Below are 25,586 nucleotides of genomic sequence, written 5' to 3'. Positions count from 1 at the left end.
TTTCGTTTATTTAAGTTGTTAGAGTTCGTCTTTGATTTTGAGGAGTTCGGCCCTCACCTTTTGAAGTTTGCTTATCACCTCAAACTTGGAGAGTGTTTTTTGTTTTTCTTCCTTCAAATGGATTTTGGCGCCTTCAAGGGTAAACCCACGTTCTTTTACCAAATGGTAGATCAATTGCAGGTTTTTGATGTCCTGTGGTGTGAACTTTCGGTTTCCCTTGGCATTTTTTTTAGGTTGGAGCTCGTCAAATTCCTTTTCCCAAAATCGGATAAGGGAGGTGTTGACCCCAAAGGCTTTGGCAACTTCTCCTATGCCGTAATATCGTTTTTCGGGAAGATCTACGTGCATTAATCGAGGGATTGGTTCTCTTGGTTGGCAAACTTGAGCATGTTTTCAAACTCTTCTGCCGTCAAACTTCCGTAGTAGAAGTTAATAGGGTTGATGCGCTCTTCATCCTTCCATACCTCGTAGTGCAAGTGGGGTGCTTCAGAACGCCCTGTGTTGCCCACAAAACCGATAAGGTCACCTCGTTTCACTTTTTGGCCCACGCTCACGTTGTATTTGCTCAAATGGGCGTAAAGTGTCATGTATCCGTAGCCGTGGTCAATTCTGATGTGTTTTCCATAGCCGGAGGAACCATTGTCCGCCCGTGTTATCTTACCATCCCCGGTGGCATATATGGGAATGCCCCGTGGCGCCGTAAAGTCCATGCCCCAGTGCATTTTCCTGGCCTTTGTAAATGGGTCGGAACGCCAACCGTAACCGGATGCCATCCGGGTCAAATCTTCATTTCGGACGGGTTGTATAGCTGGAATGGAGGCCAGTAGTTTTTCCTTTTCCTCGGCCAATTTTGCAATTTCATCCAACGATTTTGACTGGATGACCATTTGCTTCTGTATGATATCCAAGCGCTTTGAGGCGTCGATGATAATTTCTGAATTGTTGAACCCATCCAGGGATTTATAGCGGTTCACCCCACCAAAACCTGCACGTCGTTGCTCTTCCGGAATGGGATTGGCCTCAAAATACAATCGATAAATGTTGTTGTCCCGGTCTTCGATGTTGGCCAAAACCTGCTCCATCTGTTCCATCTTTTTGTTGATAATCTCAAACTGCAGTTCGTAGTTTTGTACCTCCCTTGCCAGGGAAAGCTCCCTGGGTGTGTTCAGCCAACTGGTGTTCAAAAGGATAATGAGTCCCAAGAATCCGAACAATGCGGAACCTGAAAGAAACAAGAACAGATTCCTATACTTTTTGGACTTTTTGGGCTCTATTTTCCTATAGGAAAGGGTATCCGGGTCGTAATAGTACTTAACTTTAGACATGAAGGGATTTTATCCTATTTTTGCTCACTCTTTTTAACAAAACAAACAAATATAAAAATTGTTTTGCTTAAAGTGTTAATTTTAATAAAACCCTTGCATTTCCGATGACATCCCGAGAAATCAGAGCCCAATTTTTAGACTTTTTTAAAGGGAAGGGGCACAAAATAGTTCCTTCTGCGCCCATGGTCATCAAAGATGACCCTACCCTCATGTTCACCAATGCCGGGATGAATCAGTTCAAGGAGTTTTTTTTGGGAAATACGGAATCCAAGGCAAAACGGATTGCCGATACCCAAAAGTGTTTGCGTGTAAGCGGGAAGCACAACGATTTGGAAGAGGTGGGTAAGGACACCTACCACCATACCATGTTCGAGATGTTGGGCAATTGGAGTTTTGGGGACTATTTCAAAAAAGAGGCCATTGCTTGGGCCTGGGAACTGCTTACCGATGTATATAAAATAGATAAGGACAGTCTGTACGTTTCAGTCTTTGAGGGAAGTGATGATGCGGATAAGCTGGAGATGGACAAAGAGGCCTTCGACCTTTGGAAAGCAATTGTGCCCAAGGACCGAATCATCATGGGAAGCAAAAAGGACAACTTTTGGGAAATGGGCGACCAAGGTCCCTGTGGTCCCTGTTCCGAAATCCATGTTGACTTGAGGTCCAAAGAGGAGAAGGAGGCAATTTCAGGGGCGTCGTTGGTCAACAAGGACCATCCAGAAGTGGTAGAGATTTGGAACCTTGTATTCATGCAATATAACCGCAAAGCGGATGGGAGCTTGGAAAACCTCCCCGAAAAGCACGTGGATACGGGCATGGGTTTTGAACGACTGTGCATGGCTTTGCAAGGGGTTAAGTCCAATTACGACACGGATATTTTTACTCCGCTCATTCGGGAAATAGAGATTATAACCGGAAGCAAGTACGGGAAGGACGAAAAAACCGATATCGCCATTCGCGTGGTTGCCGATCATATTCGAGCGGTGGCTTTCTCGATTGCTGATGGCCAATTGCCAAGCAATACCGGAGCTGGTTATGTGATTCGTCGCATCCTTCGCCGGGCAATCCGCTATGGATTCACCTTTCTCAACACCAAGAAACCGTTCATATATCGCCTTGCGAAAGTCTTGGGCGAGGTTATGGGCGACAGTTTTCCAGAACTTCGCGATCAGCGTCAGTTGATTGAAAATGTGATCAAAGAAGAAGAAAGCTCTTTCTTAAGAACCATTGACTTTGGAATGAATCAACTTCAAGCTCAAATTGAAACCATTAAGGTCATGGAAGACCAAAGGTTAAAGGCCAAAGTTGAAAGTGAAAAAGCAATGATTACGGGTGGTATGGCCTTTTATCTTTATGATACTTGTGGATTCCCGTTAGACTTAACTCAACTGATAGCTTCTGAAAATGGTTTAGAAGTTAATGTTGAAGGATTTAATGAGTTGATGGAGAAACAAAAAGACCGTTCTCGATCTGCATCAGAAGTCTCCAAAGGCGATTGGCACATTCTCCTAAAAAACACTGAGCAAGAATTTGTGGGCTACGACACGTTGGAAGCCCGTGTGAAACTGGTAAAATATCGCAAAGTAACCAGTAAAAAAGAAGGGGAACAGTACCAGTTGGTTTTCAATTTGACTCCTTTCTATGCTGAGGGAGGAGGCCAAGTGGGCGATAAAGGCTATCTGGAATCTACCAATGGTGATGTCACCTATATTGTGGACACCAAAAAGGAGAACAACGAAATAGTGCATTTTGCGGCTTCGTTGCCCAAAGATGTTTCGGGAACTTTCAAAGCTGTTGTGGACGAAAAACAACGTTGGAGGACGGCCTGCAACCATACCGCTACGCATTTATTGCACCAGGCCCTTCGTGAAGTTTTGGGGGACCATGTGGAACAGAAAGGTTCTGCGGTGCATTCCAAATATTTGCGGTTCGATTTTTCCCATTTTTCCAAACTCAGCACCGAGGAACTACGCAAGGTGGAGAATTTTGTCAACGCCCGAATAGAAGGACAGTTGCCCTTGGAAGAAAATAGAAACTTGCCCATGAAGGAGGCTTTGGAGCAAGGCGCTATGGCACTTTTTGGTGAAAAATATGGCGATACCGTGCGAACCGTTCGTTTTGGACACTCCATTGAATTATGCGGGGGCACGCATGTGAAGAACACAGGCGACATTTGGCATTTCAAGATTGTTTCCGAGGGCGCTGTGGCTGCCGGAATTCGAAGAATCGAGGCCATAACCTCCGATGCCGTCAAGGAATTTTACTTTCAAAATAACCGCATGTTGTTCGAAATCAAGGATTTGTTGAACAATGCCAAGGACCCTGTGAAAGCGGTGGAAAGCCTTCAGGATGAAAATACGGCCCTTCGCAAACAAGTGGAGCAGTTGTTGAAAGACAAGGCCAAAGGCCTTAAAAATGAATTGATAGGAGAGCTGAAGGAAATCAACGGAATTCAATTCTTGGCCAAAAAAGTGGATTTGGATGCTGGTGGCATCAAGGATTTGGCCTATGAAATGGGCGGACAGGTTTCCAACCTGTTCCTGCTTCTTGCGGCCGAAACCGAAGGAAAAGCCTTGCTCTCTTGTTACATTTCCAAGGAATTGGCGTCCAACAGTGGTTTACATGCGGGAAACATTGTAAGGGAGCTTGGAAAACACATCCAAGGTGGTGGCGGTGGACAGCCTTTCTTTGCTACCGCAGGAGGTAAAAATCCTTCAGGCATTGAAGCTGCCCTTGCCCATGCCAAGGATATCGTAAGCGCAACCGTGGAAAAATGAGTTTTTTCAAAACAAAGACCCTCAATTGGAAATATATAGTCGGAGAAATACTCCTGCTTTTTGTGGGCATCAACTTGGCCATTTGGTTCAACGATTGGAATAATTCCAAAGTGATTCAAAAAGATAAGGAGATTGCGCTGAACAAGATTAAGGGCGAAATTGAGGCCAATCTGGAAGAACTCGTCGAAAACAGTGCCCAAAATCAAAAAATACCCGCTTTTTATTCTGAAATAGGGAGATTGAAAGAAAAGCATGGCGAACTACTGGTACCTCCGGAGGAAATCCAACAACTTATCCGGACATTTCCTGAATTTATAGGAAAGGTGGATTCGATTCCGGCAGAAAATGGGCTTTATCGCTACGATATGGATACCTCCATCAATTTAGAAGTCACCGAGATGAGCAGTATTGCCTGGGATATTTCAAAATCCACCGGTATCTTTCATGAGTTTGGATACGACTGTCTGTATCAGCTTCAGGCACTTTACAATACCCAAGAATTGGTCAGAAACGAAATCAGGAACGCCACCGATGCACTCCGGGATAAAAATATCGATGGTCTTATTCATGTTTTGAGTTTGTTGCACCAATTGGAAGAACAACTGGAACGACAGTACAAGAACATGCTCGAGAGCATCGACAACTGCAAATAGCAAATCCATGCTGGCATGAAACTCCAAACCTGTGTTCCGCTACAAAAAGCAGAAAATCCAATAGATTATCAAAGCAAATTACTTTTGTTGGGCTCCTGTTTTGTGGAAAATATGGGTTCGAAGTTAGATTACTTCAAATTCCAGACCCTGCAAAATTCCTTTGGCATTTTATTTCATCCACTTGCCATAGACACATTGATCCATAGGGCACTCCATGATTCCAAGTACCAACAGAGCGAGGTTTTCGAACGGGATGGCATTTGGTACTGTTTCGATGCACATTCCGATATCCGGGGCAAAACCCAAGAGGAACTCCTTGAAAAATTGAACAGGGGTCTTCGTCTGACCCGCGAATGGTTGCAAAATGCCACCCATATCGTCATTACTCTGGGAACAGCATGGGTGTATGACCATGTTGCCACTGGCAATACTGTTGCAAATTGCCACAAAGTGCCGCCAAACGAATTTTCCAAAAAACTACTTACCGTCGAAACCATCAAGGTGAGTTTGGAAAACATCATCAAAAGTGTAGAAGAAATCAACCCTCATGCACAGTTTATTTTTACGATATCCCCGGTCCGCCATCTAAAAGATGGTTTTGTGCAAAATCAGCAAAGCAAATCCCATCTTATCACTGCTGTTCATTCAGTATTGTCTTTTCGGGAACAGTCGAGAAATCTTTTTTACTTCCCAGCTTACGAAATCATGATGGATGAGTTGAGGGACTACCGATTTTATGAAAAGGATTTGGTGCATCCCAATGAATTGGCTGTGGACTATATTTGGGAGAGGTTCAAATCGACATGGATAAATCCTGATGTTTACGAAATGATGGATGATGTGGCCCACATTCAAAAAGGATTGCAACACCGACCTTTTAACCCAGAATCCAAGCAACATCAAAAATTCCAGGAAGCACTTCGAACTAAAATTGCATATCTTCAAGAAAAGTTACCTTTCGTAAAATTTTAGTGATGAAAAAAGTATTGGCCGGAGCCTTGATTGCTCTGGCGTCCGTATTGATCTATAAATCTTGCTCGTCGGAACAAAATGAAAGGGCAATACTTCGTGAAAATTCGATGCTCATTCAACAGGAACTTAAAAACGTATCCAAATTGATCGTGACCGAAGGACATTTTTCCGAAGTGTACAATTATAAGGATTCGAAGAAATTGTTTGGTGATCTGGTCACTGCGGACAAAAAGGCTTTGGTGGTTGTGAATGCGGAGGTCACCGTTGGATATGATTTATCTTTAGTGGAATATGAAATAGATGAAGCACAAAAAAAGGTGCATATCACAAAAATTCCGGAACCTGAAATCAAAATCAACCCCGATTTTGAATACTACGATGTAACTGCGGATTACCTCAATCCTTTCAGTGCCAAGGATTATAATGCCATAAAGCGAAATGTTGTTGCCTCGCTTATGCGAAAGGTGGAAGCATCTTCGCTAAAGTCCAATGCTGAAAATCGATTGGTAAGTGAACTTGCCCGGATTTATGTGTTGATAAACACGTTGGGTTGGGAGCTGACCTATAAAGAAAGAACTGTTGAAGAATATCGGGATCTTCAGGAAATTTTGAATTGATTTGCAACATTTACTGGGCGATATCGTCTTTTGAAAAATTCTTGTTCCTATGATTTTCAAAAAAGGGCTACTGGTTTTCATTTCTTCCGTAGTCTTCTATGCATGTGAAACAAAAGACTCAGGAATCCAATATGAAATTTCGCATTTGTTGAAGGATAGTATTCCACTGGTAAAAATTAACATGAGGTTTCCTGCTGATGCAAATGGAATGACCATTTTGGAGTTTCCGAATGATGCATGGGGTCAAAACGAACTGCATAATAGTCTGTATGCTATGCAAATGGTCAACTTTGAGGGAACTATTCAAAAAAATAGTGATAGTGGGTGGATTGTATTGAAATATCCTAAAAAAATCAAGGAATTGGAGTTTGAATACCAATTGAAACAAGATTTTGAAGACGATGTCTCATCCCGAAAGATTTATAGACCTATCATAACACCCGAATATTTCCATATTTTTTCCCACAATATGTTCATGGTGCCCAAAAACATGGGTCCAGAGCTAAGTATAACCCTAAACTGGTTGGATATGGATAATAGGTACACCATCCACAACAGTTTTGGAAGTCAGGAACGCCAGCAGCACATGGAGAAGATTAAAAAAGAAGAATTTGGCAGCGCAATTTTTGTGGGAGGAGATTTCAGGGTCTTAAGGGATAGCATAAAGGGGAATACAATCAGTTTGGCCACACGGGGAGATTGGGTCCCGTTTCAGGAAGAAGCGGTATTGGTTGTCCTAAAACAGACATTGACCTGCCAACGGAATTTTTGGAACGATCATACCCAGGAGTACTTTACGGTGATCATGCAACCCTTCCCACAGAATGATGGGAGTAGTTTTCAGGGCACTGGACTTACCAACTCATTTGCCACTTCAGTTTCCAATAATAGGTTTACAAGCATGGATCAAATAGTGTATTTGTTCAACCATGAGTTGATGCACAATTGGATAGGGCATACGATTAAAAATGATAATGAGGAAGAGCAATATTGGTTTAGTGAAGGTTTCACGGAATACTACACCTTTAAAAACATTTCAAGAAACAATATTAATGGATTGGATGGCAATTTCTATATCAACGAAATCAATCGCACCATTCGGGAGTTGTTCTCGTCGCCAGTGGTTGAAGTGCCGAATTCCGAAATAAACTATGACAATTTTTGGACCAACTTCGATTATTCGAAGTTACCCTACTACAGGGGTGCTATTTTCGCTTTTTGTTTAGATCAGAAAATAAAACAGCGGTCAGAGGGTCAAGTAAGCTTGGACACCGTAATGCAGAAAATTTTTTCGGATGCTTCGCGTTTGGGGCAAAAAATGAACCATGGTTACTTCGTGCAACAGATTACACCTTACTGGGGCCGTGGTTTTGAAGATTTCTTTGAAAAGCATATCATTGAAGGCAAAAAAATCAATCTTGCTAAATTGTTTGATGAGCTGGAACTTGATTACGTTCCAGAGAGCAACATGTATCATCTGGGATTCCAGTTTGCTGAGGATAAGAAAACCATTGTCAATGTAGATTCAGAGGGCAATGCTTGGAAAGCAGGATTGCGCAACGGGGATGAAATGGTTTCACAGAGCATCTGGTATGGTCAAATGGACCACAAAGTTAATTTGGGCATAACACGCAAAGGGACATTCCTAAAAATTGAATACTTTCCCACAAAAAAAGCAAGAGTGCCCCAATTGCAACTGACCCAAAACAATCTGAAACTATTTGGATTTTAGCTCACTAGAGTTTCATTCACCAATTGAATACCGTCATCAATCAAATGCCCCACTTTGGGATTGTTCAACTTTACCGATTCCAGGTGTTCCAAAATCTCTTTTTGATATTCTTTGTTGTCGTCCTTTTTAGCCAGTTCGTACAACTCCACGGAAAGCAACCAGTCTTCAGGATGCTTAACCTTTATTTCCTGAAATACTTTATTTCTAGAGATGGTGGTGTTCTTGCCCTCTCTAAAGTCGCGTACTTGTTTGTAATAGGCTTCCAATTGCAGCCTTTCCGTATTTTTCTTGGATTTTATGGTAGTTTCGGTCAACCGATGGGTCATCAAATCAAAACTTTGCAGGTCAGCAGGGCCGTTGTAAGCAGAGACCACTTGTTGTCCCACGGCCATGTGGTAAAGTCCCCAGTCGGGTTCAAACAAGGTCTTACCATCATGGGTAACGGTGCAATCCTCAAATGTGATCAGGATAATCTTGCCCATAAGGTTTCTAGTGCCCGTAACAATTTTTCCTTCCACTTTCACACCGCCTTCAAACTCCAACGACACACGCTCTGATTCATAAATATTGTAGGCCCTGAGATCTCTGGGGCCCATGTCCTCAATGGCCAAGTTGATCCCCTTCAGTTTGCCAATGGGCATACCAAAACCGTCGGAATGCGACAGGGTGCCGTGCCCGACAAGCTCTTTTTCCCTGTAGGCCAATGCAGTCGGTCCATCGGATTGTATATAAACGGGTCTGCCTCCATGTTCGATGACATTGCTGAAAACTCCCGAAATCTGGATTCCTGTACTCAATTCAAGGGTGCCCAGGGCCTGCGATTCAATCAGTTTTTTAACTCCGGACAGTCCGCCGGTCCGCAAGGCCATGGTGTTTGCAAAATCTTCCAAAACCTGACTCAAAAAGGCAAAATCTGGCGTAACGAACAATTGTGGTTGCGGCTTGGTAATGTCAAATTCCGTATGAGCCGCTTCTATGGAATAGGGAATCTTTTTCACCTTGTCCGTCATGCACCAAGTGCTCTCGCCAATGGAGGAAAGCAACCCCGCACCATAGATTTTTGGATTATCCACGGTTCCGATAAGGCCGTATTCAACCGTCCACCAGTGCAAATTTCGAATCAGGGCCATCTCACTGGGCTTGCCCATGTTGTTCTGAAGCTCCTCAACATGCTTTTCAGCTTTTTCAATTTCCACCAGGGGCGTACCGTGTGCTTCTTTGATTATGGAAAGGTGGCGAACCGCATCATACAGTTCATAATCCTTGGCACTGGAAATGGCCTTACTGCCTATTTCCCCAAAACGCCTCAAATACTCCGCATATTCTGGATTTGCAATGATGGGCGCATGGCCCGCACCCTCATGGATGATGTCCGGGGCCGGAGTGTACTCAATATTTTCAAGCTGGCGTATGTCCGAGGCAATGACCAACACATTATAGGCCTGGAATTCCATAAACGCTGATGGGGGGATAAAGCCATCCACGGCTACCGCGGCCCAACCGATTTCCTTTAAAATACGGTTCATACCATACATATTGGGAATATGGTCGATGGAAATCCCTGTTTTTTTCAACCCTTCCACATAGGATTCATGGGCAACCCGGCTAAGGTAATCCACATTTTTTCGCATCACATAACGCCACACCGCTTGGTCAATGGCGGAATACGCATCGTAGTTCTGTGGTTTGATATATTGCTTTAAATGCTTGGGCAGTTTGTCCAAAATGGGATTCGACTCGTACTTCATTATACCTTTTTTTGGTTGCATAAAGGTACGAAACCGTTTGCGCATTTCTATGGCACATTGGATATGGCGAACAAAAAACCGCCCAAAGGGCGGTCGTTATTTTTTAGTTTACGGCTACTGCGGTGTTCGGAGGGTAGTCCTTCAATATTTGGGATACAAACTCCCGAATGCGCTGTTCCTTCCTTTCAATATTGCTGGTATTGTTCAAGGTGCCCACACCACGTCCCTGCCATACCAACTCCTTGGTTTTGGCATCGATCACATCAATATAAAGTGAGCCCTCGGTGCGTGTGCTTACATCGGGACCCCAACCCCAGCCCCAGCCTGGACCCCAAACCCACGGGTTGTAGAAGCCTCCCCAGCCCCAACCCCATCCGAAGTTGTTGTTGTATACGTCAACACGCTCGCGTTCCTTGGTGAAAATGCTTATCAGTACATCAGGTTGCTCCGATTTTACAAAACCTCTGGTGTTCAGTTCATTATCGATGGCCCTTAGAATCCGTTTTTTGTCCAAATCGGATATTTCTGCCTTGTCAATGCCCGTTTTGTAAAAGGCATAGCTCTTGTAAGCGTTGAAATCCGCTTTCTGGTCATAATCGGAGATTACACGGACCGAGGCACACGAAGCCAAAAAGGCAATGGCCAAAACGGACAGGGAGAATAGTTTTACGTTTTTCATAGTTCTTTTTTTTATGTGTTGAGGTAACCCTGATTCAACCACAAATATTATGCCGAAGAAGGTCTATTTTGTAGTGCTTGTCTTTATGTCAAAACCATAGGGGCAATGCCTACAGCCGCTTTCACAGCAATATCCCCTTTTGAGCAGATACTGCGCTGTGAATACCCGATATCCCTCCTCGGAAAAATAAAAATCACCCGCTTCCAGGGGAATCTGTTCTTTCATCTATACGAACCCTATTCGTCCATTAAAGTTAAGCTATTCTGGTAATCCCCCCACTTTTTTATAATTATCCATGGAATGGGTTGTTCACCGAATATGTCATTATTATTATCGAAAGCACCCAATTTTCTGTTTCAATTCCTGTTATATTAGAATCAAAATTAGCTAGCCTGAGTGATTTTAGTCTTTAAACACTTTTTCTACAAAAACTACGTTGGCCTGTCTTTGTGGCCCTTTATCATTCTTAAGGAAGATTCCCTGAAGACGGATGAGGTGCTGATCAACCATGAGCGCATCCACCTAAAACAACAGCGGGAATTGCTGATCGTACCTTTTTATATATGGTATATTTTGGAATGGCTGTTTAGGACCCTACTCTATTTGGACAGCTACCGTGCCTACCAGAACATCAGTTTTGAACGCGAGGCCTATGCCCATGAAAGGGATATGGTGTATCTTTCGCAGCGAAAAACCTTTGGGTTTTTGGACTATTTGACGCGATAAGCCAATACTTTGAACATTCCGAACCAATATGTGGATGTAGCCTTGCTGCAAGACAAGGGTGTGACCCTGTGCATCAAAAGGGAGGATACCATCCATCCGTTGATTTCTGGGAACAAATACCGAAAACTTGCGTACAACCTTCTTGAGGCCCAAAAAATGGGGCGCACCACCTTGCTCACCTTTGGTGGGGCGTTTTCCAACCATATTGCGGCCGTGGCCTGTGCAGGACATGAAAAAGGCTTTCGGACCGTCGGAATCATTCGTGGGGAAGAGTTGGAAGATACTTGGCCATCGAATCCGACGTTGAGTTTGGCCCATAAACATGGGATGCAGTTACATTTTGTGTCACGAAGCCGCTATCGTAAAAAAAGTGAACCATCTTTCCTGAATGCATGGAAAGCGCACTACGGGAATTTTTATGTATTGCCCGAAGGCGGTACCAACACCTTGGCCGTGAAGGGCTGCGAAGAAATCTTGACCGAAGCTGATGCAAAGTTTGATGTAATTTGTTGCAGTGTGGGGACGGGAGGCACGGTGGCGGGACTCATCAATAGCGCCAAACCCCATCAACAAGTGTTGGGATTTTCGGCCTTGAAAGGGGATTTTTTGAAAGAAACAATTCAAAAACTGACGAACGGCAAACCGTGGCAACCCATCACCGATTTTCATTTTGGGGGATACGCCAAGATAGATGCCGATTTGGTCCATTTCATCAACACCTTTAAAAAAAATACAGGCATTCCACTGGATCCCATCTACACAGGAAAGCTGCTTTTTGGTATTTTTGAACTCATAAAGCAGGATTTTTTTTCCAAAGGAACCCAAATTTTGGCTATTCATACCGGGGGATTGCAAGGGATAACAGGCATGAACCAGGTATTTAAAAAGAAGAACTTACCGTTATTGGACATAGGATGAAGCAATTAGGATTTGCAATTATAGTGGCGTTGCTGTTAACGGGCTGCGGCTCAAAGAAAAGGACCGTCAACCAGCGGACAAATGAGGTGGACAGGACCCACAGCGACAACTCGACCAATGAAACCGCCACGCAACCGAAAGACTCGGAACGGTTTGTAAAATTTCCGATTGCCAGTACGGAGGAATATATCGAAACCTTTGCCGAAATTGCCCAGCAAGAGATGCGGGCCTACGGAATCCCAGCGAGCATTACCTTAGCCCAGGGTATTTTGGAAAGCGGTTCGGGCCGTGGCGAGCTCACCTTGAAGACCAACAACCACTTTGGCATCAAATGCCATACCGGATGGGAGGGCGAATATGCCTACCACGATGATGACGAAAAGGGAGAGTGCTTCCGAAAGTACAACCACCCCATGTATTCCTTCCGCGATCACAGTGTTTTCCTGTCCACCCGGTCACGCTATGCCTTTTTGTTCAACTACCGACGGGACGATTACAAAAAATGGGCCCACGGCTTGCGGCAGGCCGGCTACGCAACGGACCGCCGATACCCAGAAAAACTCATATCCATTATCGAGCGCTATGGATTGGACCGCTACGATGAGGATGTAGTGCGTGGAGGTGGCGTTGAGGTGGTGCGCCAACCCAAGGAATATGAAGTGTTTACCCATGTGGTGGCCAAAGGGGATACGCTCTATGCCCTATCCAGAAAATATGCCGTTTCGGTGGAGGAATTGAAACAGTTGAACAATTTGGACGGCAACACCATTTCCGTTGGACAGGAGTTGAACATCCGAAGGGAGAAAGCAAAGTAAAATGTCATTCCTGCGAAAGCAGGAATCCATCATCGTACCGTGGATTCCACATCAAGTGCGGAATGACAAATTGAAAATGAATTGGAATAAAGTGTCATTCCTGCGAAAGCAGGAATCCAGCATCATACCGTGGATTCCGCATCAGGTGCGGAATGACAAATTGAAAATGAATTGGAATGAAATGTCATTCCTGCGAAAGCAGGAATCCAGCATCGCACCGTGGATTCCGCATCAAGTGCGGAATGACAAATTGAATACAAATACCATATGATCTACCAACGAAGCAGCGCCTTGTTCGCTGAAGCCAAAAAATACATCCCCGGAGGGGTCAATTCGCCGGTACGTGCGTTCAAGGCGGTGGGGGGCGACCCCATTTTTGTAAAGGAGGCCAAAGGAGCCTACCTCTACGATGTGGACGGCAACCAACTCATCGACTATATCGCTTCTTGGGGACCGCTGATTCTCGGTCATGCCTACGAACCCGTGATCAATGCCGTGGTGGAAAAGGCCAAAAAGGGCACTTCCTTTGGTATGCCGACCGAAATTGAGACCGAATTGGCGAAGTTGGCCGTTTCCATGGTGCCGAATATTGACAAAATACGCTTTGTAAACAGCGGTACCGAAGCCTGTATGAGTGCGGTGCGCCTCGCGCGCGGGTACACGGGCAAGGACAAGATCATCAAGTTTGCGGGCTGCTACCACGGCCATGCGGATGCGTTTTTGATCCAAGCGGGGAGTGGTGCGGTGACCTTTGGCAGTCCCAACAGTCCCGGGGTGACCCAAGGCACGGCCAAGGACACCCTCTTGGCCAATTATAACGATTTGGAGAGCGTAAAAACCTTGGTGGAAGCCAACAAAGGGGAAATCGCCGCCCTAATTTTGGAACCCGTGGCCGGAAATATGGGTTGTATCATCCCTACCGATGAATTTATCCACGGTTTGCGGAAACTTTGCACCCAAGAAGGCATTTTGCTGCTTTTTGACGAGGTGATGACCGGATTTCGATTGGGCAAGGGTGGTGCGCAGGAAGCCTTGGGCATTGATGCCGATATGGTGATGTTTGGCAAAGTGATTGGGGGCGGACTGCCCGTGGGCGCTTTTGCCGCCAAAGCCGAAATTATGGCGCATTTGGCCCCAGAGGGGCCCGTATACCAAGCGGGGACCTTAAGTGGCAACCCTTTGGCCATGAGTGCTGGACTGGCTATGCTGACCGAACTTAACAACCGACCTGAGGTATTTACCAGCTTGGCCGAAAAAACGGAATACCTGCATAAAGGCATTGCCCAAGTGTTGACCGAAAAAGGGGTGACCCACCAGATCAACCGCTTTGGCAGTATGATCTCGGTGCATTTTACAGAGGAACCTGTGGTGGATTTTGCCTCCTCGGCCAAAGGCAATAACGATACCTTTAAAAAATACTTCCACGGGATGTTGGAAAACGGGGTGTATTTACCACCCTCCGCTTTTGAAAGCTACTTTTTGAATGATGCCTTAAGCTATGCGGATTTGGACAGGACGATTGAGGCGGTGAAAACTATATTTCAATGGCGTAATTAGATGCCCGGGGAATTGTTATTGCCACCAGAAGGATTCTGGCGGGTGGGGGCGTAGTTTTTTATCTATAAGTCGACTCGGACAATAGAATTTTGGTCTTACTTAAGCTTTTTGATTGTAAAAATTGCTCTAATTCTCGAATATCTATTTTTGATTTTGGTCCTAAAACTATTTCGGGTATTAACTTAGAGTCAAATAATTTACTCAAATCATATTGATGATAGGTAATTATGTTATCATTTGAAACTCGGAATCTTAACTCAGACATTCTCTTTTCAGTTTCTGACTCCTCTTCATATCCACTTTCCGTAGGTGTATGAATTATTCTCCATTCCCTTTCCTCTGAAAAAGTAGGATTTTTAAAAGTTAGAGCTAAAGATGACAATGACATACCAAGAAAAGCACTTGATACTTTCCATAGTTCTTCTTGTCGGTCATCATATATTTTTTTGAAATCTATCGCTTCTTGTTCAACTTTTCTTTTCTGATTTCTCACGCTATATTCTATGGGCAGAAGACCAATTGTGTGGTTGGCATTTATATTTGGCCAAGGCGAATCTTTCTTAATTTTAAGAGCTTTGGTTGAAAATCCTATGCATACACCTTTTCCGTCAGCTGAATATGCCCTCCATTGGCTCAATGAATCTCGTTTTTCAGAGAGACAGAAAATGAAAGGGTTAAGCCTATTCCACTCGTAAGTATTAAAGGCATCTTCTAAATATTTTTTATATTTTCTTTCTTTGAATACTACCTTGATTAAATCAAAATACTGTTCAATCCAAGTCGATTCCTCCGCATCATTCATTTGGTTACTATTGGATAACCAAATTGACTTAGAGTTAAGAATGTTAAATAAACTCTTAACAGAACAATAGTGGTATAATTTAGAGGGTAATTTTCTCATTTATTTGAATTGGACACAACGGTCTCGGCTATGAGTAGTTGCGTGGGTTTGCACTTAACTTAGCAAGTACACACTAAACTGAAAATCTGGGAGTATTTTCAGAGGTAGGTGAGAACAAGTAATTACTTATAGCCATTGTTGGCATTAGTTTTATTTTAATTTCGAGTTTAAAGCCGCAATTTGTTTTTTAGCTTTCTCGATTTTTTCTAGTTTTTCTAATTCCTCAACTTTTTCATCTAAAATAATCTCAATACCTGATTTAACAGTATCATAATAGGCTAAACATTCATTTTCTTCTAGGTTATGAACACCTTTACTCATAATTCCATAAAGTTCTTTATTTTCCACAAGGAAACTTGGCAGGAAACTTTCCAATAATTTTATTCTTTCTGAAACTCTAGAATTAGCGTAGTCTTCTTCATTCCATCCTTCTCCCTTTTGCGCTTTTTGATGAGCCTCCTCAAGTAGTGTCTCAAAAACTCTTCTTAGATACACAAATGAACCTATTCCTACACCATTGGCGGCAAGTCCAATTGCACGAGTGAATTCTTTAAGTTTCTCTTTTGAGAGAACTGATTTATATTGTTTAATCTGTGATATATGAAAATCCGCAATAGATTTAAATTGTCCAATTTTTTGAAGAGTTCCAGCGTCTCCATTGAAGAAAGAATAAGCTCTAAACTCTTCTCCAGTCCTAACACATTTAATCGAATGTGTATAATAGTCCGTATAAGTCCCTAATTGCGTGAACTGCTTTCTTTTTGGAACAGTAGAAACTTGATAAGTGGTATTCTCTTTTAAACTTGGGTTGTAGGCATCAATTTTGAATGAACCGTTTATAAACTCTTCAATTTCACTGATTTTATCATCAGATTGCAATTCGACTTTTTGATATAGTGGAATTTCAAAGATGTACTTATAAATATCTATCATCAGTTTTTAAATATCACCAACGGTCTCGGCCATGAGTAGTGACTGAGCAATTAATCATAGCTAATGTTGGCATTAGTTATTTATTTGAATGTAATTAGAAATAACTGTATATTTTTTGGACATTTGCACCAATATTTGCTAAATCGTCCGAAATTTTGCTCAAATTCTGTACAACCTTTGTTATTCTTTGACCACCTGAGCCCGACCTTTCTGCATATAGTTGAATTCTATAAGTTCCAACAATTAATTCACTCAATTCTTTAGGTGTCATTGAGTTACTAAAATTCAAGGCGTCATTATAACCTTTGGTTCTTGATTTACAAAATGATTTTGGGTCAATTCCTTGTCCTTTAAAAAACGCTCTGCCTAACTCATTTCCTTGTTCATCCAATAAGATAGCAACTACTCTTCCTGTAAATCCAGTGCAACGACTAACTTTTTGTCTGCCACTTATTGAAATAATTCCCGTTTTACTCAATTTAATGTCACAGTTTTCAAACCGCCATGCATTGCCATTGATTTTGCCGCTATTAAAATTTTTAAACATAAGTGGATATCTTCGTTTAACCTCTCTCGCAATTGCCTCGTTTAGCAATTCTTCCGATGGCTCCTCTTTTTTCTCCATTCTATAGGCAAGTTCAACGTTACTACCCACCTTGAAATAGCCTTTATCTTCGGTTTCAAATTCCATCGATAAAAGATTATTTTCTCCTGCAATTTTCTCAAATTTAAATATGGAATCGTTGTCTATTTGCTTGTAAAAAGAATATGGAAAGTTTTGAGATGATATTCTTCGTACTCTAATATCAGTGTTGTCCCCAGGTGCTTTTCTTAATTGGTAGGATTCATTAGAATTTGCAGTTATCCAAGAACCATATGGTTTGAATAGATTTCTGCCACTATTGCAAGAAGAAAATAAAATGGCAAATACGAATAAAAAAATGTTTTTTGTTTTCATTTGGTTTGGTTTTAATGGTTAATAGCTTTGAAATTAATTCAGTTAACACTGAACAATAGGTGATTTGTAGAATACTAGTTTTGCTTTCATAATTAATACCAACTTATTCATATCATCATAGGTACATTATTATATGCCCATATTGGCATGCAATCGACACATTTCATCATCCTTTTAATCCAATAAGGGGTAAGGGTTAAGGTCTGTTGGGGAAGAATCCTAAAATACCAAATACCACCCTTTTTTTATTGCACAAAAACCTTAAAAAAACTGGGGGTTTTGTACAATTTACAATGACCAGTAAGCAATGAGCAATGGTCAATAATCAATGGGCAATGGCCAATAAACATTGAACAATTATCATTGGACAATGTGAGAGAATTCTAGCCTTTGATGATATAGCGTAAAAAGGTATCGACGGCTTCGGAGCGGCCCAAGGGTTCCAAAAAGCAGGTGTAGACGTTTACCAAAACGGCTAAATAGGTGGCTGGGTGTTTTAGTTTTTGGTATTTCCAGGCGGCCAAGAGGATCAGCGCAATGATCAGCGCCTGGGTCAAGTAGACCGGAGCCATAATGTCTATATTGGGCCAATCTTCTAGATGTATCAACACAAACACATTCTGTATGCCACGCCCCAATGCGGGCATCATAATGATAAAGACCGTACTGATCAACCACCAGGCATGATCTTCCAGACTTTTGCGTTTAATGATGCTCATAATCACGGCAAAGCCAAAGGCGGTAATCATTACAATCTCCACGGCAGCTACGCCCATAAAAAACCAGGGTCCAAAAGGTCCAAATTGTTCCCCGAGTTCTGCAGAAAGGTCGGCATTTACAATATCACGGTGCAGCATGCTCAACGCGGTAATGCATACCCCTCCGGCCAAGAACATACCAATAATTCCGTTGGTGCGGTGTTTGTCCAACTTGCCGTGGGTGGCATAGTACGGTTGCAAAATCAGGTAGAGGTACCAAAGGGTTCCGGTCCAATAATGGATGTGCACGGACCAGGCGTTGTCCGTAAAATCACCCCAATAATCCCTAAAAATTCCAAATTGCATCAACACCATGGGAAGAAGCATCCATAGGTGGAGGGTTTTGTATTTGCTCATAATCGGCTATCTGTTTTAGGGGGGAGCTTTTATAAAAGCGGGGGAAAGAAACTGACGACAAGATAGTTAAAAGAAATGGAATGGATAAAACCGGGCGCTCATTTTTGAGTGTAGTGTTTTGCATTCGTTTCCGACATAGTTTGTAAACAGCACAACTATGGATCAAGAAATAAAACACCCGATACCTCCCTTTACCTTGGAAACGGCCCAACAAAAAATACAACTGGCAGAAGATGCCTGGAACAGCCAAGACCCCGTAAAAGTGTCGCAGGCCTATACGGTGGACAGCGAATGGCGCAATCGTTCGCAATTCGTTAATGGTCGCGAGGCGATTCAGCAATTCTTGACCGAGAAATGGCAAAGTGAGCTAAACTATAAACTGAAAAAGGAATATTGGGCGCATGGCGACGACCGGATTGCTGTCCGATTTGAGTATGAATATCAAAATAAACAGGGCGAGTGGTTTCGCGCTTATGGCAACGAAAATTGGGAATTTGACAAAAATGGTTTGATGAAAAAGCGCTATGCCAGCATCAATGATGTGCCCATTTTGGAAAGTGAACGGAAGTTGAAATAAAAAAAAAGACGGGGCCAAAGCCCCGTCTTTCAACTAACTAGCTAAAAAATCGAAACTAAATCGGTTTGATCCATAAGAGGTGTTGCCACTTCCTTTTTTCTTTCAACACCAACAATATGTTGATGAGAAACAGACCTCCGGTCTGGAGCAGTTCGCCCAGCTCGTCCCGTTCCAAAAACAAGTGGAACAGGAAAATGTGCAAGGTGATGGGCAACAAGAACACCGCGCCTACAAAACTGCTGCCCTGCAAAATGAGCAACAGGCCAAACAATAGCTCGCAAATGCCCAATACCTGCCAAAAATAGCCGGTCTGCTTCGCCCCACTGATGTACAAAATTTTCTGTAGGGTGCTTTCCTTTTCGGGCGAAGTGAACTTTTCAGCCTTTTCCACCACTTCTACGGGTGATGGAATGGGTTTTTGGAACTTTTGAATGCCGCCATAGATCATAAAGCCACCCAAAACCAAACGGAACACGATAAAGAGTATGCTGATCGCTTTCATCTTAGTTGGCGGCTAAACTGGTTTCTCCAGCATTGGGGTTGTACACATAGTTGAACGTATACACCCGGGACTCATCCATAAATGGGTCGGGTACTGCTGGTGCATCCCGGTAATAGCTTAAAATCTCCACCTTGGCGTATTTGCCATCATGGGTGCGGAACACCAACACCCGCCCAGGGACTGGGCTTAGGGTAAACGTAGCGGGATTGTAGTTGTACCAACCTTCGCCGCTTCCGGTCGGGATGGCAAAAGCCCCATCGGCATCCACGTCAAAAGTGAGTCCAGCAGCTGAGGTTACCTCGGTGAACAATCCCGTTTCGATGGTCGCGCCCCCGTTTCCGTTTCGTTCGGGTTCATCGTTGGTTCCCGTTACGGTGCCACCGTTCACGGCTATGGTGGTCCCGCGAAAGGCGATGTCCCATTCGGTATCGCTATCGGTTACGGCTCCCGTTTCAAAACTGAACTTGGTAAAGGGTCCGCCTGCGGGTTCCCCTTGGCTTCCTGTTTGTGGGGCTTCCAGATTTTCAATGTTACCACTCACGACATTGGCCAAAACCGTGAATGAAGTGGTGGCATCCTTCGTAAATCCATTGGCGGATATGGTCACTGCTCCCGAGGTAGCGCCTGTGGGCACCGTTACCACTAGTTGGGTCCTGGTCGCTGAGTTTATGGTCGCCGGTACGCCACCGAATGTCAAGTTGATGGCAGAAACATCAGGAAAATTGGTTCCGGTGATGGTTATTTCGCTGCCCACGGTTCCTGAGTCCGGCGTGATGGCGGTCACGGTAAATTCCGCAACGGTATCCCCGTCGTCATCGCTACAGGCCATAAAGGCGAACAGTAAAGTACATAGGCTGAATAGTTTCAAGGTAGTTTTCATGTAATGGTGATTTTAAAATTGAATATTGAGTCTTGCAAAAAGTTGTATTCCGGGATTGATCAATTGTTCGTTGTCCTGGGTGGCCAATGGATTTGATCCTTGGAAATCCAACAAGTTATTGGCCCCCAATTGCAATTGATAATGTTCGTAAAATGTCTTTCCGAAGGAAAGGTTTACCAAGGCGTAGCCATCCACAAAGGAATTGTCCAATTCGTCCAGCACATCGTTCCCATTACGGTCGGCAAGTCCAAACCGACTGCGGTACACGACGCGCAGGTTCGCATTGGCACCCCATTCCGGCACTTCGTAAAATGCCTTGAAGTTTAAAGTATGCCGGGAACGGTTTTCCAAACCGAAGTAATCGCTGCGCTCCAGACGGATGGTTTCCAAGGTTTCGGGATCGCGCCCAAAGACCTCTCCATTCTCCACGGCATCCTCCTTATCCTTATCGAACGCATAGAGCAATTGATAGCCTGCGGAAAGATTTAGATTTTCAAACGCCTTATATTGTAGGTCCACTTCCAGCCCTTGGGTGTACACACTTTCCCGGTTGATGTAACCAAAAACGTTTTGTCCATTGGTCTTGGCAGCCAAAATGCGAGTGTCAATCAGATTTTCGAAGTCGTTGCGGAAGAAATTCAGGTCACTGCGCAATTTTCCTTTTTTGAAGCCCACACCCAAATTGATGCCTACCGAACTCTCGGCATCCAAGGGCTCACCAAGGTCATTGGGGTTCACGGCCAAGTTGGCCACTTCATCGTTGGCCTGCAATCTTCGGATGCCCTCGGCTTCCACTTCTTTGCCAAACACGGAATAGCCACCTCCCGACGCATTGGTGAAATCCAAATAGAGCTGTCTAAAATCTGGGGCCTTAAAACCACTGCCCACCGAACCTTTTATGGCCCAATGTGGATTCAAATCGTAACGGGCAGATAGTTTCGGGCTCAATTGTGAATTATATTCGCTGTGGTTGTCAAAACGGGCCCCGGCGATGATGTTGAGTTTGTCCAAAAGCCTAAAATCATATTGGGCAAACACATATTGGGAGTTGAAGGTAATCTCATCCGCAAACAGGGAACGATTCAGCGTTTCCAAATTATAGCCGCCTCCAAGGGTCAAGGTATTTTTGGGACGGAAGGCATGGTTAAAACGTACTTCGGGGCGAAAGAGTTTTTGGTCAAAATCGTTGTCGAGCAGGATTTCATCATTAATGGGATCTACGGTTTGCTCGTTGGTGATGTAATTGGTATAGTAGAATTCGTATTCAAAACGGGACTTGTCGGTAAGCTTATGGTCCAATCGCAAATGTAGATTGCCGTCCCGCTCCTCACTGGTGCCCGAAGGGATGTCAAAATCCTGTAAAAAATAGCGTCCCGAGGCAAATGCCTTTAGGTTTTCGGAGACATTAAAATATAGCCTTCCATTCAAGGTGTAATTGAAAAAGGGATTCACGGTCTGCCCCTCTTGATTTGGGGTAAGGTCGAAGCCATCGGTACTCAAACGGTCCACAAAAACAGAATAGCCCAGTTTCCCTTTTCTTTGGTTAAGGCTGATGGTACTGTTCTGATTGTTGAAAGAGGCTGCCCGATGAGAGATTTGTCCTGTGATTTTATCGGAATTCGGTCGCTCGGTGATGATATTGATGACCCCGCCCAGTGCTTCTGAACCAAAAAGACTGGAGGATGGCCCTTTGACCACTTCAATTTGTTTGATGTTGCCGATGGCAAAACGGCTCAAATCCAAATTTCCCGAGCTTCTGCCCACCACGGGTACCCCATCAATCAACACCATAACATAATCGGAAGCGATGCCTTGAATCTGAACCCCTTCGCCACCACCAATGGTCACATCCGGAGTCATTACAATTCCAGTCTGTTCGTTCAGGATCTCATTCAACCGTGTTACTCCGGAACGGGAAATCTGTTCTTTGGGAATCAAGGTCACGGGAAGGGGTAGGGAGGAGAGTTGGCGTACCGTGCGCGTGGCCGTGACCACCACTTCATCCAAATTTTCGGTTAGAATGGAGTCGTTGGCTGCTTTTTCTTGGCCTAAGGTGGCAAGGGCATTAAAAACGAAAAAAATAATCAGAAAATTATTTTTATTTAGACTCATTCTTATTTAGATTTGCGACAAATATATATTTATTTTTAATCAATCTAAATAAAAACAATATTATTTATTTCAATTTTTTAAACACATCTGATTCACTACCATTATGAAGAAAACAAGTCTGATTTTAGCCATCGCCCTGGGAACATTTTATGTTTCGGAGGCCCAAAACAATAAGGAACTGGATAGGAAGGCCATCAACGATATGTGCGGCTGCTACGAGATTACCTTTAAGTACACCGAAACCTTCGCTCCGGATGCCGAGTATGAAAAAAAACCCGACTACACCGCTTCTGCCTTGGAGTTGGCATTGCCCATTGTAAACGAAGATGACAAAGTATCCATCCAACATTTATTGGTCATTAACGACAGTTCAGTGATCAAACATTGGCGCCAAGATTGGATCTATGAGAATGCCAAGGTGTTCCATTATGATCAGGACAACACCTGGACCTTTAGCTCCTTGCCTGCGGATAAGGTGCAAGGGCAATGGACCCAAAAAGTGTATCAGGTGGATGATAGCCCTCGATACTCCGGTTCTTCATCGTGGGTGCATGTGGATGGCAAACATTATTGGGAAAACAAAAGTGATTCCCCATTGCCCCGTAGGGAGTATTCCAAACGAAGTGATTATAATGTAATGAAGCGTGGCAATCATCACGAAATCACCTCCTACGGATGGGTGCATGAGCAGGACAATGACAAAATTGTAAGAAATGAAACGGGAGAGGATGTTTTATTGGCCCAGGAAAAAGGAATGAACATCTACAAAAAAGTGGATGCGCAAAAATGTCAAATTGCATTGGACTGGTGGCAAGGACACAAGGATTTCTGGGCTGAGGTCCGCACGGCATGGAATCAAGTGTATGATCGCGAAGGCGATTTGACCTTGTTGAAAAAAGTGGATGACAAGCCACTCTATACATACCTACATGCTTTGGAGGGAGAGGGAGCCAAAAGTGAGGAGGTGCTCAAAGTCCTTAACCGCTTTGTGGCAGATAAAGCTGAATCCAGTCAGGTTATGGTCAAATAAAAGGATAAGCTATTAGGAAGGGCCGTGATTTTTCACGGCCTTTTTTGTTTTGTAATATGATCTGATCTGGAACTTTTTTCAAATTTGATTAACTTCAAGGCATGACCCGAGACGTTATCAACATCAATGATTTTATTATACTGGTTGAGGAAGCCAATGCGGACAAAGTGATCACCGATTCTTGCTGGTTTGATGAACCCGTAATTGCCGTAGCTTTTTATGGATCAGGAAATGTGGAACTGGCGATGAAATATGCTGATAAGGAGCAAAAGTATCGCAATACCAAAGGCTTGGCCCTGTCTTTTTTTGCAGATGAAACGGTTGAAGCCGAGCATACCGTTTCTCCCAACAAACCTTTGGAATGTATCGTAATCGCCACCTCACCCCGAAATTTGGAGAAATTGCCGAATGCCGAGGGAGAGCTTTTTTCTGAACTTTTGGAGCAACTGGTGAATCCATCCGATAACTATGTGGAGGGGCCGCGGTTTTTTATGACCCCAGAGATGCAATCGATTGTGAACCAAATCTTCAATAACCAATATGAAGGCAAAACGAAAATGATGTTTTTCCGCAGTCAGATTACCGCCTTGCTGTCCCACTTTTTTGGTCAGTTGGCCATGATGAGTACGGATACCATGAAAACTTCCGAACGGGAAAAGTTGGAAACCGCCAAGGAGATTTTGTCCAATAATCTGGACAATCCGCCTTCCTTGTCGGAGCTTTCCCTTCAAATTGGCCTCAACAGTTTCAAATTGAAAAAGAACTTTAAACAGGCGTTCGGTGTACCTGTTTTCAAATACTTGCAGAACGAGCGATTAAAAAAGGCCCATGAACTGTTGCGGAATGAAGAGGCCTCGGTCCAGGAGGCTGCTTGGCATGTGGGCTACGACAGTTTAAGTTCTTTCTCGAACGCCTTTTCCAAAAAGTTTGGCTTCCGGCCCAGCGAGATACGCCGCTAATTTTCAATCCGCATGGGGGACCACGGAATAAATGGCGACTTTTTCCTTTTTCCCCTTTAGGGGAACGTTTCCTTTAGGTTCAAAGATGAAGCCGTCTTCCTGAAGTTGGATTTTCATTTCCTTTGATATCAGCAGTTCGCTGCCCAAAGGGTTGCATTGGTCTTGAATTCGAGCCGTTGTGTTCAGGGCATCACCATGGTAGGCAATTTCTTTTTTATAGCGGCCCACCTCAGTGGCTGTTACAGTGCCGTAGTGCATTCCTGCCTTGAAGAATGGCACACAACCGTATTCTTTCTGATAATAGGCCTCCTTTTTTTTCAATTGTTGTTTGAAATTGTAGAATGTCTTGAGGCATTTCTGATTTTGTGTCCCCTTTTTGAACTCCCAAGTGAGCACGGCCTCATCGCCAACGTATTGATAGATCTCGGTCTTATCTTGAAGGGCTAGGCCCAAATCATTGAAACAATCCTGGACCAGCTTGCTATACCTGATATGGCCCAGACGTTCTGCCAGTTCCGTGGAGGATTGCAGATCTAGAAACATAAAGATGCGTCGCTCTTCCCGTGGGGTATAAAATCGTCCCCGTATCAATTTGCGAAGGTTTCCCTCGCCCAACATCAGGTTTACCTGGTGCAATACAGTTAGCATCAGGTCCATGGAAATCACATAAAAATAGATGGCCCCACTGCCCGTATCAAAGGCAAAGGTCAAAAAATCAATGGAGGTGCCAAAGTACAATTGGTACACCCAATAAGCCAGAAAGGTCAAGAAAACGATAAATAGAATGGAATACAAAAAGCGCAGCAACAATAGCCGTTGAATGGAGATGTGCCCATAAATACGCTCTTCTACGAAAATCTGAGCAAAACCAGATACCAAGCCCATTATCGGACCTAAGGTAACGGAGATCATCATACTGGACTCAAAATCGAACTGTAAGCTTCCCAACTCCTTGGTGCCTACCCCTCTCACAATACTGAGAAACACGAAGGCCAAGGTCCACCCGACACAATAGAAACGTACGATCCGCCATCTGCGGCCATGAAAGAATGAGATTGCCATCGATTTCAAAGGTATCCTTTTCGAACAAATCTTCCTCC

The 25,586-nt window shown here is 43.7% G+C and carries 26 protein-coding genes; 13 read left to right on the top strand and 13 right to left on the bottom strand.

Annotated features, from left to right (window positions below; all coding sequences use genetic code 11):
- Window positions 1–18: 18 nt before the first annotated feature.
- Both K7G75_RS00265 and K7G75_RS00260 read right to left on the bottom strand, forming a co-directional pair.
- Window positions 19–348, bottom strand: a complete 330-nt coding sequence (locus K7G75_RS00265) for a MerR family transcriptional regulator (RefSeq protein ID WP_222981552.1) — start codon at window positions 346–348, stop codon at window positions 19–21.
- On the bottom strand, window positions 348–1,325 hold the full coding sequence (locus tag K7G75_RS00260) for a M23 family metallopeptidase (protein ID WP_222981550.1): 978 nt from the start codon (window positions 1,323–1,325) through the stop codon (window positions 348–350). The genes K7G75_RS00265 and K7G75_RS00260 overlap by 1 nt, the downstream gene beginning before the upstream one ends.
- A 104-nt stretch (window positions 1,326–1,429) precedes the next feature.
- On the opposite strand from K7G75_RS00260, the gene alaS reads away from it, so the two are divergent.
- Genes alaS through K7G75_RS00235 form a run of 5 tightly spaced genes read left to right on the top strand, consistent with a single transcriptional unit; the run spans window position 1,430 to window position 8,076 of the window.
- Entirely contained in the window at window positions 1,430–4,102 is a 2,673-nt protein-coding gene (gene alaS / locus K7G75_RS00255; RefSeq protein ID WP_222981548.1) for an alanine--tRNA ligase, read from the top strand.
- Window positions 4,099–4,755 (top strand): hypothetical protein, encoded by a 657-nt coding sequence (locus K7G75_RS00250; protein WP_222981546.1) that lies wholly within the window; start codon window positions 4,099–4,101, stop codon window positions 4,753–4,755. The genes alaS and K7G75_RS00250 overlap by 4 nt, the downstream gene beginning before the upstream one ends.
- Before the next feature lie 15 nt (window positions 4,756–4,770).
- Window positions 4,771–5,727 (top strand): GSCFA domain-containing protein, encoded by a 957-nt coding sequence (locus K7G75_RS00245; protein WP_222981544.1) that lies wholly within the window; start codon window positions 4,771–4,773, stop codon window positions 5,725–5,727.
- Between the two features lie 2 nt (window positions 5,728–5,729).
- A complete protein-coding gene (locus K7G75_RS00240) occupies window positions 5,730–6,344 on the top strand; it encodes a DUF4230 domain-containing protein (protein WP_222981542.1) in 615 nt (204 codons plus the stop codon).
- 49 nt (window positions 6,345–6,393) lie between these two features.
- On the top strand, window positions 6,394–8,076 hold the full coding sequence (locus K7G75_RS00235; RefSeq protein WP_222981540.1) for a M1 family aminopeptidase: 1,683 nt from the start codon (window positions 6,394–6,396) through the stop codon (window positions 8,074–8,076).
- Here K7G75_RS00235 and K7G75_RS00230 read toward each other — a convergent pair.
- The 3 genes from K7G75_RS00230 to K7G75_RS00220 all read right to left on the bottom strand — a co-directional run bounded on the left by K7G75_RS00230 (window position 8,073) and on the right by K7G75_RS00220 (window position 10,728).
- Entirely contained in the window at window positions 8,073–9,824 is a 1,752-nt protein-coding gene (locus K7G75_RS00230; protein WP_222981537.1) for an aromatic amino acid hydroxylase, read from the bottom strand. The genes K7G75_RS00235 and K7G75_RS00230 overlap by 4 nt on opposite strands.
- 103 nt (window positions 9,825–9,927) lie before the next feature.
- Window positions 9,928–10,503, bottom strand: coding sequence for a DUF4136 domain-containing protein (locus K7G75_RS00225; RefSeq protein ID WP_222981535.1), 576 nt, complete (start codon window positions 10,501–10,503; stop codon window positions 9,928–9,930).
- Between the two features lie 63 nt (window positions 10,504–10,566).
- Window positions 10,567–10,728 carry a DUF5522 domain-containing protein gene (locus K7G75_RS00220; RefSeq protein WP_222981533.1) on the bottom strand — a complete coding sequence of 54 codons (162 nt, stop codon included), beginning with the start codon at window positions 10,726–10,728 and terminating at the stop codon, window positions 10,567–10,569.
- Between the two features lie 171 nt (window positions 10,729–10,899).
- Between K7G75_RS00220 and K7G75_RS00215 the strand changes: the two genes are divergently transcribed.
- The 5 genes from K7G75_RS00215 to hemL are packed head-to-tail and all read left to right on the top strand — an operon-like array spanning window position 10,900 to window position 14,519.
- Complete coding sequence (locus K7G75_RS00215; RefSeq protein WP_222981532.1) at window positions 10,900–11,229, top strand: hypothetical protein; 330 nt, start codon at window positions 10,900–10,902, stop codon at window positions 11,227–11,229.
- 9 nt (window positions 11,230–11,238) lie between these two features.
- Window positions 11,239–12,147 (top strand): 1-aminocyclopropane-1-carboxylate deaminase/D-cysteine desulfhydrase, encoded by a 909-nt coding sequence (locus K7G75_RS00210; RefSeq protein ID WP_222981530.1) that lies wholly within the window; start codon window positions 11,239–11,241, stop codon window positions 12,145–12,147.
- Window positions 12,144–12,962 (top strand): glucosaminidase domain-containing protein, encoded by an 819-nt coding sequence (locus K7G75_RS00205; protein WP_222981528.1) that lies wholly within the window; start codon window positions 12,144–12,146, stop codon window positions 12,960–12,962. Before K7G75_RS00210 ends, K7G75_RS00205 begins: the two co-directional genes overlap by 4 nt.
- 1 nt (window position 12,963) lies before the next feature.
- On the top strand, window positions 12,964–13,233 hold the full coding sequence (locus K7G75_RS00200; RefSeq protein WP_222981526.1) for a hypothetical protein: 270 nt from the start codon (window positions 12,964–12,966) through the stop codon (window positions 13,231–13,233).
- A complete protein-coding gene (gene hemL / locus K7G75_RS00195; protein ID WP_222981524.1) occupies window positions 13,230–14,519 on the top strand; it encodes a glutamate-1-semialdehyde 2,1-aminomutase in 1,290 nt (429 codons plus the stop codon). Before K7G75_RS00200 ends, hemL begins: the two co-directional genes overlap by 4 nt.
- Before the next feature lie 58 nt (window positions 14,520–14,577).
- Here the strand turns inward: hemL and K7G75_RS00190 are convergent, their stop codons facing one another.
- The 4 genes from K7G75_RS00190 to K7G75_RS00175 all read right to left on the bottom strand — a co-directional run bounded on the left by K7G75_RS00190 (window position 14,578) and on the right by K7G75_RS00175 (window position 18,426).
- A complete protein-coding gene (locus K7G75_RS00190) occupies window positions 14,578–15,321 on the bottom strand; it encodes a DUF2971 domain-containing protein (protein WP_222981522.1) in 744 nt (247 codons plus the stop codon).
- Between the two features lie 249 nt (window positions 15,322–15,570).
- Complete coding sequence (locus tag K7G75_RS00185; protein WP_222981520.1) at window positions 15,571–16,353, bottom strand: hypothetical protein; 783 nt, start codon at window positions 16,351–16,353, stop codon at window positions 15,571–15,573.
- Window positions 16,354–16,447: 94 nt separating this feature from the next.
- Entirely contained in the window at window positions 16,448–17,311 is an 864-nt protein-coding gene (locus tag K7G75_RS00180; protein ID WP_222981518.1) for a hypothetical protein, read from the bottom strand.
- A gap of 383 nt (window positions 17,312–17,694) precedes the next feature.
- Window positions 17,695–18,426: a hypothetical protein gene (locus K7G75_RS00175; RefSeq protein WP_222981516.1), complete on the bottom strand. Its 732-nt coding sequence runs from the start codon at window positions 18,424–18,426 to the stop codon at window positions 17,695–17,697.
- A 157-nt stretch (window positions 18,427–18,583) separates the two neighbouring features.
- Between K7G75_RS00175 and K7G75_RS00170 the strand changes: the two genes are divergently transcribed.
- Entirely contained in the window at window positions 18,584–19,003 is a 420-nt protein-coding gene (locus K7G75_RS00170) for a nuclear transport factor 2 family protein (protein WP_222981514.1), read from the top strand.
- Between the two features lie 55 nt (window positions 19,004–19,058).
- Here the strand turns inward: K7G75_RS00170 and K7G75_RS00165 are convergent, their stop codons facing one another.
- Genes K7G75_RS00165 through K7G75_RS00155 form a run of 3 tightly spaced genes read right to left on the bottom strand, consistent with a single transcriptional unit; the run spans window position 19,059 to window position 22,497 of the window.
- Window positions 19,059–19,505 carry a DoxX family membrane protein gene (locus tag K7G75_RS00165; RefSeq protein WP_222981513.1) on the bottom strand — a complete coding sequence of 149 codons (447 nt, stop codon included), beginning with the start codon at window positions 19,503–19,505 and terminating at the stop codon, window positions 19,059–19,061.
- 1 nt (window position 19,506) lies between these two features.
- Window positions 19,507–20,385, bottom strand: a complete 879-nt coding sequence (locus K7G75_RS00160) for an IPT/TIG domain-containing protein (protein ID WP_262420207.1) — start codon at window positions 20,383–20,385, stop codon at window positions 19,507–19,509.
- A gap of 12 nt (window positions 20,386–20,397) precedes the next feature.
- Window positions 20,398–22,497, bottom strand: coding sequence for a TonB-dependent receptor plug domain-containing protein (locus K7G75_RS00155; RefSeq protein ID WP_222981512.1), 2,100 nt, complete (start codon window positions 22,495–22,497; stop codon window positions 20,398–20,400).
- A gap of 103 nt (window positions 22,498–22,600) precedes the next feature.
- On the opposite strand from K7G75_RS00155, the gene K7G75_RS00150 reads away from it, so the two are divergent.
- Together K7G75_RS00150 and K7G75_RS00145 are read left to right on the top strand one after the other, a co-directional pair.
- Complete coding sequence (locus K7G75_RS00150; RefSeq protein WP_222981510.1) at window positions 22,601–23,527, top strand: DUF6607 family protein; 927 nt, start codon at window positions 22,601–22,603, stop codon at window positions 23,525–23,527.
- Between the two features lie 101 nt (window positions 23,528–23,628).
- Window positions 23,629–24,486 (top strand): helix-turn-helix domain-containing protein, encoded by an 858-nt coding sequence (locus tag K7G75_RS00145; protein ID WP_222981508.1) that lies wholly within the window; start codon window positions 23,629–23,631, stop codon window positions 24,484–24,486.
- 3 nt (window positions 24,487–24,489) lie between these two features.
- Here K7G75_RS00145 and K7G75_RS00140 read toward each other — a convergent pair whose 3' ends face one another.
- Window positions 24,490–25,548: an adenylate/guanylate cyclase domain-containing protein gene (locus tag K7G75_RS00140; protein WP_222981506.1), complete on the bottom strand. Its 1,059-nt coding sequence runs from the start codon at window positions 25,546–25,548 to the stop codon at window positions 24,490–24,492.
- Window positions 25,549–25,586: the final 38 nt, after the last annotated feature.

It is taken from the genome of Flagellimonas meishanensis (genome assembly GCF_019880545.1).
GTDB classification, from domain to species: domain Bacteria; phylum Bacteroidota; class Bacteroidia; order Flavobacteriales; family Flavobacteriaceae; genus Flagellimonas; species Flagellimonas meishanensis.
This window is presented reverse-complemented; position numbering and strand designations above follow the sequence as displayed.